This is a genomic window from Pantoea sp. X-Soil-TKNS-1279, assembly GCF_059730565.1.
The window spans coordinates 120,427-133,686 of record NZ_AP035951.1 but is presented as its reverse complement, the minus strand read 5'-3'; the positions used below and the strand labels follow the sequence as shown (position 1 = coordinate 133,686).

General features: G+C 55.4%; 12 protein-coding genes. 2 read left to right on the top strand and 10 right to left on the bottom strand.

Annotated elements, in window-relative coordinates; translation table 11 throughout:
• Nucleotides 1-100: 100 nt before the first annotated feature.
• The gene (locus AC6I8N_RS25200) at nt 101-1,117 is read left to right on the top strand and encodes a 1-aminocyclopropane-1-carboxylate deaminase (RefSeq protein ID WP_021183987.1); all 1,017 of its coding nucleotides are present in this window, start codon (nt 101-103) and stop codon (nt 1,115-1,117) included.
• A gap of 57 nt (nt 1,118-1,174) precedes the next feature.
• On the opposite strand, the gene AC6I8N_RS25195 is transcribed toward AC6I8N_RS25200, so the two are convergent.
• From AC6I8N_RS25195 to AC6I8N_RS25150, 10 genes are all read right to left on the bottom strand, one after another.
• A complete protein-coding gene (locus AC6I8N_RS25195) occupies nt 1,175-2,107 on the bottom strand; it encodes a LysR family transcriptional regulator (RefSeq protein WP_497831363.1) in 933 nt (310 codons plus the stop codon).
• 15 nt (nt 2,108-2,122) lie between these two features.
• Nucleotides 2,123-3,517 (bottom strand): M20 family metallopeptidase, encoded by a 1,395-nt coding sequence (locus tag AC6I8N_RS25190; RefSeq protein ID WP_497831542.1) that lies wholly within the window; start codon nt 3,515-3,517, stop codon nt 2,123-2,125.
• 5 nt (nt 3,518-3,522) lie between these two features.
• Entirely contained in the window at nt 3,523-4,374 is an 852-nt protein-coding gene (locus AC6I8N_RS25185; RefSeq protein WP_497831362.1) for an ATP-binding cassette domain-containing protein, read from the bottom strand.
• Complete coding sequence (locus AC6I8N_RS25180; RefSeq protein ID WP_021183983.1) at nt 4,371-5,366, bottom strand: ABC transporter ATP-binding protein; 996 nt, start codon at nt 5,364-5,366, stop codon at nt 4,371-4,373. Before AC6I8N_RS25180 ends, AC6I8N_RS25185 begins: the two co-directional genes overlap by 4 nt.
• A 12-nt stretch (nt 5,367-5,378) precedes the next feature.
• Entirely contained in the window at nt 5,379-6,302 is a 924-nt protein-coding gene (locus AC6I8N_RS25175) for an ABC transporter permease (RefSeq protein WP_021183982.1), read from the bottom strand.
• Nucleotides 6,303-6,311: 9 nt separating this feature from the next.
• Nucleotides 6,312-7,229 carry an ABC transporter permease gene (locus AC6I8N_RS25170; protein ID WP_021183981.1) on the bottom strand — a complete coding sequence of 306 codons (918 nt, stop codon included), beginning with the start codon at nt 7,227-7,229 and terminating at the stop codon, nt 6,312-6,314.
• Between the two features lie 12 nt (nt 7,230-7,241).
• On the bottom strand, nt 7,242-8,774 hold the full coding sequence (locus AC6I8N_RS25165; protein WP_497831537.1) for an ABC transporter substrate-binding protein: 1,533 nt from the start codon (nt 8,772-8,774) through the stop codon (nt 7,242-7,244).
• 571 nt (nt 8,775-9,345) lie between these two features.
• Nucleotides 9,346-9,993: a cysteine hydrolase family protein gene (locus AC6I8N_RS25160; protein WP_497831536.1), complete on the bottom strand. Its 648-nt coding sequence runs from the start codon at nt 9,991-9,993 to the stop codon at nt 9,346-9,348.
• 3 nt (nt 9,994-9,996) lie between these two features.
• Nucleotides 9,997-10,818 (bottom strand): N-formylglutamate amidohydrolase, encoded by an 822-nt coding sequence (locus AC6I8N_RS25155; protein WP_497831535.1) that lies wholly within the window; start codon nt 10,816-10,818, stop codon nt 9,997-9,999.
• Nucleotides 10,802-11,653 carry a MurR/RpiR family transcriptional regulator gene (locus AC6I8N_RS25150; RefSeq protein WP_021183976.1) on the bottom strand — a complete coding sequence of 284 codons (852 nt, stop codon included), beginning with the start codon at nt 11,651-11,653 and terminating at the stop codon, nt 10,802-10,804. Before AC6I8N_RS25150 ends, AC6I8N_RS25155 begins: the two co-directional genes overlap by 17 nt.
• A gap of 172 nt (nt 11,654-11,825) precedes the next feature.
• Between AC6I8N_RS25150 and AC6I8N_RS25145 the strand changes: the two genes are divergently transcribed.
• Nucleotides 11,826-13,202 (top strand): type I glutamate--ammonia ligase, encoded by a 1,377-nt coding sequence (locus AC6I8N_RS25145; protein ID WP_497831534.1) that lies wholly within the window; start codon nt 11,826-11,828, stop codon nt 13,200-13,202.
• Nucleotides 13,203-13,260 lie beyond the last annotated feature (58 nt).

Genomic DNA, 13,260 nt, shown 5'->3' with positions numbered 1-13,260 from the left:
GTGAAAAACAAACACGATGCGATATTGTTATTTCGTAAACCAATATCAACTGCGCAGCATAATTTAAGGCGTGCGACTTCATTTATCCCGGAGAGAAGCTATGAATCTTGAAAAATTCCCCCGTTATCCTCTGACTTTTGGTCCATCGCCGATTACCCCACTGAAACGTCTGAGTGCAGAGTTAGGCGGTAAAGTAGAACTTTACGCCAAGCGCGAGGACTGCAACAGCGGTCTGGCCTTCGGTGGCAACAAAACCCGTAAAATGGAATATCTGATCCCGGAAGCACTGGCGCAGGGTTGTGACACGCTGGTTTCCATTGGTGGCGTGCAGTCCAACCAGACGCGCCAGGTTGCCGCTGTGGCCGCACATCTCGGGATGAAATGTGTTCTGGTGCAGGAGAACTGGGTGAATTATGCCGATGCCGTCTATGACCGCGTTGGCAATATCGAGCTTTCACGCATTATGGGTGCCGATGTACGCCTTGATTCTGCCGGTTTCGATATCGGGATCCGCGAAAGCTGGAAACAGGCGATGGAAGAAGCGGCAGAAAATGGCGGCAAACCGTTCCCGATCCCGGCAGGGTGTTCAGAACATCCCTACGGCGGTCTGGGCTTTGTCGGCTTTGCCGAAGAGGTTCGTCAGCAGGAGAAAGAGCTGGGCTTTAAATTTGATTACATCGTAGTCTGCTCGGTCACCGGCAGTACCCAGGCGGGTATGGTGGTGGGATTTGCCGCTGATGGCCGTTCACGTAATGTCATTGGTATTGATGCTTCAGCCAAACCCGAGAAGACCAAAGCCCAAATCCTGCGTATTGCGCAGAATACGGCTAACCTGGTCGAACTGGGACGTGAAATCACCGAAGAGGACGTAGTGCTGGATACCCGTTACGGCGGCCCGGAATACGGCTTACCGAGCGAAGGCACGCTGGAAGCGATTCGCCTGTGCGCCCGTACCGAAGGGGTACTGACCGACCCGGTTTACGAAGGCAAATCCATGCAGGGTATGATTGATATGGTACGTAATGGCGAATTCCCGGAAGGTTCGAAAGTGCTCTATGCCCACCTGGGGGGGGCGCCAGCCCTGAGTGCTTACAGCTATATCTTCCGTAACGGTTAATCCCTCGGGATAATTCATTCGTAGCGGCGCGATAAATCGCGCCGCTACGGATCTGACTCAACGAAACTGCAAATCAAACTCTTTCCGACACTGCTGATCCCGCTGCTGTAACTCTTCCCGCAGGAAAACAAAAAAAGCATCCAGCATCGCACTGCGAGGTTTTCCCATCTCACTTTGCAATTGCAGGCTGCGCTGGCTCAACTGGTCGCGGTTGATGGTCTTGATGATCAGGCCATCCTGCCGCGCCCGCGTCATTATCGAATAATGGCTGCTAACGCTGATGGCGCCGGGAGTTTGACAGACAAATTCGTACAGCGTGGAAAAGTGGTTACAGGTGAAGACGGGATCGATGAAGACATTATTCATACGGCAGGAGAGGTCGAAAAGCTGGCGAATGGTCGCTGACTGGTCTGGCAGCACCACGGGCCAGGCATTCAGATCCGCCAGCTGAATATCCCGTTCCGCTAACGGATGATCGTCCTTCATAAAAATCAGTACCGGGGAGGGAAAAGACGCCAGCACTTCCACACCGGACTCAGGAGAAAGAATAAACCGGATAGCCAGATCGCACTCACCATTGCGCACCAGTTCCGGCACCTGCCTGCCGGTGCCGACCGTGAGGATAAAACTGACACGGGGATGGAGCAGGCGAAACTTTGCCATCAGGTTCGGTAGCAAGTTAAACGCCAGCCCATCAGTACACACCACCCGGATAGTGGTTTGAGCCACGGCTTTAATCCCTTGCAGTTCAGCCACGGCCAACTCCATATCCGCCATGCTACGACGGACATGGTTTGCCAGAATATGTCCGGCATCATTAAGCTGCATCCCGCGTGGACTGCGTTCAAACAACGTCACCCCCAGCCGGGTTTCCAGCCGCTGAATATGCCGACTGATGGCGGAGATGGCGACAAACAGTTGCTGGCTGGCGGCGCTGATCGAGCCGGTGGTTGCAACCGCCATAAAGTAGCGAATCTCAGTGTTGTGCACAGGGCCTCCCTGATGTCAGCCTTGCCGTTCGAGCATGACCTCCCGGCCCTGCTCAGCCAGATCCCAATACAGACCAGTCATGATTTGCAGCGCTTCGCAGGCCACATCGGCGAGCAAATGCTCATCGGGTGCATGCTGGGAACACGCCGGATACGAGTGGGGTAGCCACAACGTGGGCACATCAAACGTATCAAGAAAGCAGGCATTGGGTAAGCCACCGCCAAAATTTGGCAGCACTGCGGCTTCCTTGCCGATTGAACGGCGAATTGAGTCGAGACTCCAGCCAACCCAGGGATCGTCAGGATCAATACGCGTGGCTTTGAAACAGTTTACCGGCGCCACCACATCCACATCGTGAAAACCCTGCTGGTCAAGATGCTGGCGAATATGGTCGGCAAAGTTGTCCACATCACTGCCCGGAACATAACGCATATGGCAATGCGCCAGCGCGGTTGGTGGGATAGCATGTGCCGGTTTTTCGGGATTGCCGCTGGTGATTGCCAGCGTCTCCAGCGTATTCCAGCCATAGAGTTTTTCTGCCGCGCTTAAGCCCGGCTCTCCCCACTGCGGGGCAATCTGCGGATCGCCAGGGGCATTTCCCAACGCAAGGTCGCTCAAATGATGACGGATACTTGCGGATAACGGCGGTGGCAACAACGCAGGAAGCAAGATGCGACCATTGTCATCCACCAGACTGGCAATTGCATGGGCCAGGCGTATACCCGGGTTACTGAGCAATCCGCCCCAGTTGCCTGAGTGATGCGCGCCATCACGTAATGTCACCCGCAAGGTAAAATTGAATACGCCGCGTGAGCCGAGGAATAAAGTTGGACGTGACGCTGTCACGCGTGGACCATCTGAAGCAATAAACAGATCGGCGGCCAGCCAGTCACGATACTGCTGACAAACCGTTTCCAGACCCGGTGAACCGATCTCTTCCCCCATCTCCAGAATCATTTTGACGTTATAGCCCAGCCGTCCGTTACGCGCCTTGAGCACCAACGCCAGCGCGGCCAGGTTGATGCTGTGCTGGCCTTTATTATCAGCCGTCCCGCGCCCATACCAGCGATTGCCCTCGACACTCAGCTCCCACGGATTAAGACCGCTGCGCCAGTTCTCTTCGTCTCCCGGCACCACATCGCCGTGCCCATAAGTCAGCAGGGTAAACGCCGCATCGGCTTCGAGTCGACGCGCCAGCAGAAAAGGACTTTTCCCTGCTTCAGGATTGGCCACCACCTGACAACTGAACCCCAGTGCGGTGAGGTACGGGATCATCTCTTCATTGAGATAGGCCATCTGCTGTGGATGCTGACTCTCTGTCCGGTAGCTAACCCGGCGCGCCAGCGTTTCACGTAAGGCACCGGTGTGAAAATGGTCCAGCGCCGCCTGTAGCACGACTTCACGAGTGATCGTCATTATCCGTCAATTCCTTCTATTTCCGGGATACCGAGCCCCGGTTCCGGTGTCATTACCGAGGCCAACAACGCTCGGGTGTAGGGATGTTGCGGTTGGCTAAAAATCTGTTCCCGCGTTCCCTGTTCAACGATCTGGCCTTTGCGCATCACCGCAACATGATCAACCAGATGTTCCACCACCGACAGGTTGTGGCTGATAAACAGGTAAGTCAGGGAAAACTCCTGTTTCAGCGCCAGCAACAGATTGAGGATCTGCGCCTGCACCGAAACATCCAGCGCCGAAGTGGGTTCATCACAGATCAGAATCTCCGGACGTAGGATCAGCGCACGGGCAATGGCGACGCGTTGACGCTGCCCCCCTGAAAGTTGCCCCGGATACTGGCTGTGAGTACGTGAAGGCATGCCGACCAGATCCAGCATCTCCCGCACCTGCTTTTTGCGTTCATCCGGCGTGCCAATGTGGTGCAGCCGCAATGCCACTTCAACGACATCTGAGACGGTGCGACGCGGGTTAAGTGAAGAGTAGGGGTCCTGAAAAATGGGTTGAATACGCGCACTCAATTTACGCCGATCGGCGGCATCAACCTCGCGTCCCTCAATCAGTACGTTGCCAGTGGTGGGCGGCAGCAGACCCAGTAGCATTTTTGCCAGCGTACTTTTACCGCAGCCGGATTCCCCCACCAGTCCCAGCGTTTCCCCGCGCCGGATACGCAGCGAGACATTGTCTACCGCCCGGATCTCCGCAGGGGACTTAAACAACCCGCGATTCAGGCGAAAAGTCCGGCTCAGCGCGCAAAGTTCCAGCGCGATGTCCTCATTGCCGGCAATGTGTGGCCGTGTCAGCTTGCTCATAGCGCCTCCCTGATGGTCAAAGGACGAATGCAGCGCACCTGATGCTGTGCATTGAGCGGTTGATAAGGCGGATTCTCGTTACATGCCTCCTGGCACTGGCTACAACGGTTGCGAAACGCACAACCCTGTTGAGGACCGGTAAGATTAGGCACCACGCCAGGAATGGTAGGCAGAGGCTGCCCCGGCTGCGTGCGGCCCGCAACCGGAATGCACTCCAGCAACCCACGGGTATAGGGATGGTGCGGCTGACGGAACAGTTCATTGACCGGGGCGGTTTCCACCACCTGCCCGGCGTACATCACCGCCACGCGATCGGCAATACGTGCCACCACGCCCAGATCGTGGGTAATGAAGATCACCGCCATGCCCATTTCCTGTTGCAACTCGCGCAGTAAACGCAGGATCTGTGCCTGAATGGTGACATCCAACGCGGTGGTCGGTTCATCGGCAATGATCAGTTCAGGTTCACACATCAGCGACATCGCAATCATGATGCGTTGCCGCAGGCCACCAGAAAGTTGGTGCGGATACTGTTTCAGTCGATCTGCCGCCTGCGGAATGCCGACGCGCTCCATCAGGTACACCGCGCGTTCCCGCGCCTGCGCACGCGACACCTTACGATGTGCCAGCAGGGTTTCACATAACTGTTCGCCGAGCGTCCAGGACGGATTCAATGATGTCATCGGTTCCTGGAATATCATCGACATACTGTTGCCGCGCATCGCCGCTCGTTCACGGCGGCTAAGTGCGAGCAGGTCGTTTCCCTTAAAGCGCAGGCTGTCGGCCTGGCGTCGGGCATTGCGCGGCAGCAAATCCATCATCGCCAGTGAGGTCATGGATTTACCACAGCCGGATTCCCCCACCAGGCACAGCATTTCACCGCGATTTACGCTGAAATCGATACCGCGCACAGCATGCAGCGTGCCACGCGGCGTCTGGAGATCCACCCGCAGATTTTTCACTTCAAGCAGAGGTGCGTCAGTCTGGTTCATGTCATTTCCCTCTTAGTTGCGACCGTCGAGTGCCGTGATATCGCGCAGACCATCACCCACCAGGTTGATACTCAATACCAACAACGCCAGTGCCACACCGGGGATCACAATCACCCAGGGCTGAAAGAACATATATGCCTTGCCTTCTGCGACCATCAGCCCCCAGGACGGCATGGGCGGTTGTACGCCAAGCCCCAGAAACGACAGGGTAGCTTCAAGTAAAATGGCGTGGGCAATTTCGAGCGTCACCACTACCGTCAGCGGTCCGAGCAGATTCGGCAGAATTTCGCGCAGCATGATAAACAGCGAAGATGCGCCCAGCGTTCGCGCTGCTGCGATGAATTCGGCCTCACGCAGTTGCCGGGTGACGGAACGGGAGACAATCAGAAAGCGATCCCACAACAGCAGGCCAAGCAGCATAATCACCACCTTGACCGAACCCCCAATCAACGAGGCCAGCGCCAGCGCCACCAGGATCACCGGCATCGCCAGACGTACTGTCAGCAGGTAGCTGACTACCGCATCAACCCGTCCACCAAAGTAACCGGCCAGCACACCGAGCGTGACGCCAATCAGCGCTGAGATCATCACCGATACCAGACCAATCAGCAGAGATACCCGAGCGCCATACAACAGGCGGCTGAGATAGTCGCGCCCGAGTTTGTCGGTACCCAGCAGGTGCGTCCATTCGCCTTTCTCAAACCATACCGGCGGCACCAGGCGTCTGCTGACGTCCTGCGCAAAGGGATCGTGTGGGCTGATTAACGGAGCCAGCAACGCCAGCAGAACGATGGTGCCAAGAATCACCACGCCCAGCGTCATGCTGTGATGACCGAAGACACGGCGACACAGGCGCTGCCAGGCCGTTGGTTCCGGCAACAGGCCGGTTTCCGGGCTAATGACGTTTTTCATGGTTCCTGCCATAGTCGTTTTCATTGAGGTTCCTTATTTGCTGCGCAAACGGGGATCGAGCACGGCATTAAGCACATCCGCCAGGAACGTCAGCCCGATATAGAAAATGGCGATGATCAACACGATGGCCTGCACCACCGGGAAGTCGTTGCGCGAGATGGAGTCCCAGGCCAGTTGCCCCAGCCCCTGTAACGAGAACACCGATTCAATCACCACCGAGCCGCCCAGCATAAAACCGAGCTCCACCGTTGCCAGCGCCACGACCGGGATAATGGCGTTACGCAGCCCATGCTTGACCACCACCTTAAAGGCACTCAATCCTTTGGCATGGGCGGTGCGGATATAATCCGCACCCAGCACATCCAGCATGCCGGAGCGTGTCAGGCGCATCAGCGACGGCATGGCGTAATATCCCAGTGCCACTGCTGGCAACACAAAATGTTGCCAGCTACCGTTACCGGCCACCGGCAACCATTTCAGCCCTACGGCGAAAATCAGGATCAACACCAGAGCGAACCAGAAGTTGGGGATCGCCTGGCCCAGCACCGAGATAAACATCGCGCAGCGGTCTACCCAACTGTCGCGAAACACCGCCGCCACCACACCAAGGGGGATCGCCACCACCAGCGCCAGCAGCAGCGCCACACCGCCCAACTGGAGCGTAATGGGCATACGCTGACCGACCAACTCCATCACGGTGTTTTCGAAGTAGAAGGAACGACCAAAATCGAGGTGCAACGCCGACCAGAACCAGTGTGAAAACTGCACCAGCAGCGGCTGGTCCAGCCCGTTCTGTACGCGGATCTGCGCCACGGTTTCCGCGCTGGCATCCGGTCCGGCAATGGCTATCGCCAGGTCACCCGAAAGATGCAGCAGGGCAAAACTGACGACCGCCACGGTAAACAGCACCGCCAGCGCCACCAGCAGCCGATTTAAGATAAAGCGCACCATAACTTCGGCTCCTTATTTCCAGCTGGATTGGGCAAAGCGCGGCAGTTCATCCGGCCAGTCCTGGAAGTTCAGATCGGCATTGAAGGCGTAGTGGGTGGAGTAGGAAAACATCGGTGCAATGTAAGCCTGGGCAGAGATACGCCCCAGCGCCTCGCCATATTCTTCATTGCGCTGTTTGGCATCGACCGTGGCATCGGCTTTTTTCAGCATTGCGGTCAGCGTGGCATCTTTCCAGATATCGCTGCCTTTGCCACCGAAGTAGGGGGTGGTAAACGCCGAGGTATCATTGATCGAGAACGATCCCCAGGTGTTAAAGGCCATTGGCGCCTGGCCGGAGCTGAGGGCGGTCGCCATCACCGGATACTGCACAAAATGGAGGCGGGCGCGGATACCGACTTTGCGCAGATCGCCAATAATCGCTTCCGCATAATCACGTTCGCGATAGGCCCACAGGTCGGTGTCAAAACCGTTGGCATAGCCCGCTTCTGCCAGCAGTTGCTTCGCTTTGGCAGGATCGTAATTGTACTTGATAACTTTGCTGTCGTTGCAGGCGACCTGGGTACGGAAACAGGCGGTGTACACTGGCTTGCTGCCACCACGTACCAGGTTATCGACAATGCCCTGACGGTTAATAGCGTAATTGATGGCCTGGCGTACGCGCAGATCTTTCAGCGGCGCCGCTTCGGGGCCGCTGGCATTGGTGTTCAGCGCGAGGAAACCGATGCGCATGGTCTCGCCACTTTTCACCGCGATATTCGGCATGGCCGAAAGCGGCTCCACCTGGTCGGCGGCCACACGCCAGATCCAGTCCACCTGGCCGGTCATCAACTGGGCGACACGGGCTTCCGGGTCGCGGATCACCACAAACTGCACCTTGCCGATGTGCGGCTGTCCTTGTGGACTCTCTTTGAAGTAGTCGGGGTTTTTCACCATATCAACGCCCTGGCCGGGGATGACTTTCACGATCTTGTAGGGGCCGGTGCCGATTGGGGCTTTACTGAAACCTTCCAGTTTCACCTGCTGGAAATATTTGGCCGGGTAGATTGGCGTAGGGCCGGATAGATACTCCAGCGCCGCCGGGAAGGGTTGTTTCAAGTGCAAACGAACGGTGAAGTCATCGACTTTCTCAACATGATCGATCCAGTCAACACTTTGCGGCACCACGGAGGCGGTATTTGGACCCGCGATTTTCTCGAAGGTGTAGACCACATCATCGGCACTGAAGGGATCGCCATTGTGGAATTTAACGTCTTTGCGCAGATGAATTAATAACGCAGTCGGGGATTCCCATTTCCAGTCAGATGCCAGTTCCGGCTTATATTCACCGGTTTTTGGGTCGCGATAAATAAGTGTGTCCCACACCATATGCGCCAGAATAACGCCTTCGCGCAGATTGTTATGATAAGGACTGATATTTTCCACTTCGTTATCAGAGGCATAAACCAGCGTGTCGTTCTGTTTACCTGCATAGCTGTAAGAAGCGCAGCACAACAATAATGCGGTTAAAGCATACTTGTGAATCTGTCTTGTCTTGTAACGAGCCATACCGTTCTCCAGCGATCAATGAAAAGTTAACAACAAAAGCAGATGGCACTGATGTAGCAAGAGCAGCGCCAATGCCGGAATATTGTCATTACCGATTTTCGATAACCGATTTCTCAAAATGAGAAACACGAGAGCAGGCAGACGTCACAGCGAGATAATTAAGGTTAAGTGGGAGGGAATATTAGCCAGCCAGGGATCGCCGCGTTATCGTAGTACCTTCCATTGGGCGTTACGATGGTGCAGGAAAGTTTCACCCTGCACTTTTTGTGTGAAGGTTATTTGTGCAAACCGCATTCTATTTTTGTGAAAGCTGGCAACGAGCACAACAGGTTGTAGACCGTCACCCGCGTTAATCCAGGTTAGCCTTGCGCATCGGCATTTGATCAATGGTCGAGAGCAAGATCTCTGAACTTATTGGTCGGGTGTCACGCAGTTTCATGCAGTAATCATGATGATCTCCTCTAAGCCGACGGGCGCAAAGCCACCCTATCAAGGTTAGAGGAAACTGATCCGACCGTGCGGGTCTTCACCTTTTTTTACCAACAGGACCAGATAATCCTGAGACAGTCGTTTAACCTGCCGCGAGTTCGTTGAGAAAATCCTGTGTCGTCACCTGGCGACAATAACCTTTGATGGCATTGAGGGAGTTTTGCTGACGTTCTGGCGTCAGTGTCGCGCAGGCATCGGTCACTAATGTCACCAGATAGCCCAGATCGCAGGCGTCACGTACCGCGCTTTCAATGCATTGATCGGTAAGAAAACCCGCAATCACCAGATAACGTGTGCCAAGGTTACGCAACACATAATCAATATTGGTGGAGATAAACACGCTGGAAGAGGTTTTCGACAGAACGATTTCATCATCCGCTGGTGCGATAGCTTCCAGCACCTGGGCGTCCCACGAATCACGCGGCACGTTAAAGCCGGTGATTTTGTAGTCGAGACTACGGTCACGTCCATCTTTGGTCAGACTTTCAATCACGGTGTACATCACTTCAACCTGACTGGCACGACACGCCGCCTGGACTTTTTGCATATTCGCGATGGTTTCACGTTCAATAATGTCAAAGAAATAACCAAACTTCTCGTATTGCTCGGCTGTAGACATCCCGACATATTCACCACCATCACGGCGGGCGTTGTAGTTCTGCACATCGACAAATAACAACGTCGCGGCTTGTTTCTCAATCGGGATATTACGACTGGAGGGATTAAACATGAATTACGCCTCTTTTTTATATTGCTGACGGGTAAGCACATTCCAGCTGTCGGTAAAAATGGGGGCTAAATCCTCAGCCCACGCCAGTTGTCCTGCTGGCTGCGCAATCAAATCCTGGCGGATTTCAATTTCCACATAAGGCAGACCATTTTTATTGGCATGCTGCGGTACGGCGTAGTCGGTTTCATCGGAAACGGAATAGGGTTGGTTATCTCCCACGCACCAGCGCTGGGTGTTGTGCAATTGTTCCAGCACCGTCAGGGCATAGTCGGCCTGATGCTGATACAGAACGCCAACCTGCCAGGGCCGCTGCTCACCATGAAACACCGGGGTAAAGCTGTGCATTGCCAGGATGCACGTCGGGATACCGTGCTGCTTGCGCTCGGCCAGTATCGCGCGGATAGCATCATGATACGGGGTGAAAATGTCGTCCCGTCGCTGGTCACGATCCTGCTGACTCAGGTCGATATTGCCCGGAATGGGGGTGGCTTCCGACACCACCGGGATCGAGCTGGGAATGCCAGGCAGGCGGTTGCAGTCGATCACCAGGCGGGAATAGCGCTGATGCACCAACGGGGCATTCAGCAAGCGGCTCAGGTGCCGGGAAACCGCCAGTACGCCAATATCCCAGCCAATATGACGGTCGATCTCATGCTGAGGTAAACCCAGATCGCCGAGCTGACGCGGAATGCGTTTTCCACCGTGGTCACACAGGATCAAAAAAGGGGAATCGCCTGTCCGGTTCTCCACCATCACCGGAGCGGGTTCATCGGAAAAAAGGAGTGGGACGCTCACGTCTTCAATTACCTCATTTAGATTTTGCATTCAAAGATAGGGGGCCAAGCGCTTCCCATTGCTGCAAGCGCTGCACAGTTTTATCGCCCTGACTTTCCATAATGCTGGCGATAATGGCATCGATCAGCACAATACCGGCGGCATAACCATCAAACAGCCACGGGGTTTCCACATGGATGGCCAGCACCACTTTAGCCAGAGAAGCGATGGGAGAGAGTTGGGTATCCGTTACCGCAATGAGCGTGGCGCCTCGCGCCACAATCTCCTGCGCCAGCTGATACATGTCCTGCTGGTAGCGGCGAAAATCAAACAGCACGAACACGTCGTTTTTATTGACGTCGATGATCTGCTGAATCCGGTCATGATGGTTTTCGGCGAGCACATCCACGCCGCGTCTTACCTGTTGCAGGTTGCGGCCAAAATACATCGCCAGCGATTGACTGATACGGCCACCGCCGAGGATCACATGATGTTCTTTGGCACCGATTAGCCGGGTGGCCTCGGCGATTTCGTATTCCGCGATGTCACGTAATGAACACTGGATTGCCAGCGTCGAAGATTTAATCGCCGCTTCCATCAGGGCCGACGCGCTTTCTGTCGTCACCCAGTTATCCAGACGTTGTAACGGGCCTTTGGCCTGTTCAGAGATCTCATCACGCAGCGCCTGCTGAAAATCAACGAAGCCACCAAAGCCCAGGCGGCGGGCAAAGCGCACCACGGAAGGCAGGCTGACGCCAGCGCGATCTGCCAGCATCTGCACCGAACCTAAGCCCGCTCCGGGATAGTCGGCCAGCATGGCCCTGGCAATTTTACGCTCCGCCGGACTCAGCTCCGCCATATTGTCTTTTATCTGTTGTGCCAGCACCCGGCTCTCCTTTACTCCACTTCAGGCAAATCACAGTGCCACAAGCGCTGCGTCTGAACCATACGAATTTAATATATATTACATATATTGATTTTTAATCGATATTGTAACATACATAAAAAAATAGCAAGGGGCGTATCTCAAACCAACTATGACGGGAGTTCTCGGTTTAATGGGCAAGCAATCCGTAATCATCGACGAAGAATCCATTGATTTACAGAGTGAAAGTGAAAGGCTCAGGGCACTCGGTGTCACGACCTTGTTTGCTTCACTGGTGGATTCCGCTGGCGTTATCCGTGGCAAATCCGTTCCGGTTAACCGACTGAAAACGCTCTGTCAGTCAGGGGTGGGGGCATCACCCTCCTGGGCATTATTCTGCGCCGATAATGCCATCGCCTGGATCCCGGCATTCTCGGCGGTTGGCGATCATCGTCTGCGTGCCGACCTCGCCGCGCTGGTGACATTACCGGATGGTTTTTGCTGGGCGCCGGTTGATGTGTTTGAACAGGAAGGGGAGCACGCTGCCTGGTGTAGTCGCCATTTTCTACGCCGACAGGTTGCGGCCTTGCAACAGCAGGGCATTGAAACCCTCGCAGCCGGTGAGCTTGAGTTCTTTTTGTTACCAGAACAGGACGATCAGCAGGATAACGAATGGCACGCCTACGGTATGGGCGGGCTGCTGGCACATGAAGCGATGGTCAATGATCTCGTCAAAACTCTTGAAGAAGCCGGTGTCGGCCTTGAGCAATTTCATGCCGAATATGGCACTCGCCAGTTTGAATTATCACTGGCCCCGGCCAATCCGGTTACGGCCATCGATCGCCTGGTGCTGACCCGTATTTTGCTGGGCCGCATCGCACGTCAACACAAGTTGCGGGTCAGTTTCTCTCCCAGGCCGTTTGAGCATGATGCTGGTAACGGCGCACATCTGCACTTCTCCTTTACCCGTGAGGGCCAGCCGCTGCTGGCAGGCGGTAGCGGTAGCGGTAGCTACGGTATCACCGATGCGGGAGGCAGCCTGCTGGCCGGGATTGTTCGGCATCTGCCGGAACTGGTGGCGTTATTGGCCCCGTCAGTGCTGTCCGCCGATCGCCTGCAACCTGGGCACTGGTCAGGCGCGTATGCCTGCTGGGGACTGGAAAACCGGGAAGCTGCGGTGCGTTACTGTGCGGCAAATCAGGGCAACCCCTATGGCGCGCACCTTGAAGTGAAGTGTATCGATCCTTCCGCCAACCCCTATATCGCCTGTGGCGCAGTGCTGGGGATGGCGCTGGCGGGACTGAACGCCGCGCTGCCGCTGCCACAACCTACACAATCGGCCCCTGCCGATCTCTCTGAAGCGCAGCGCCATGAGCAACATATCCATCGACTGATCACCTCCCACAGCGATGCCTTAACGCGTCTCGCACAAAGTCCGTTGGCGCAATCGATGTTGCCGCCGGAATCGCTGGGGGCACTGATCGCTGTGCGTCAGCACGAACAGGATACCTGGGGACATATGCCGTTAAAGACCATCACGGAAAAATTCCGCTTTGCATGGTCGGTTTAAGCCTTACCAATACCGGGGAAACCCATAACACATCTCGCTAATCAATCACGTCGTATGA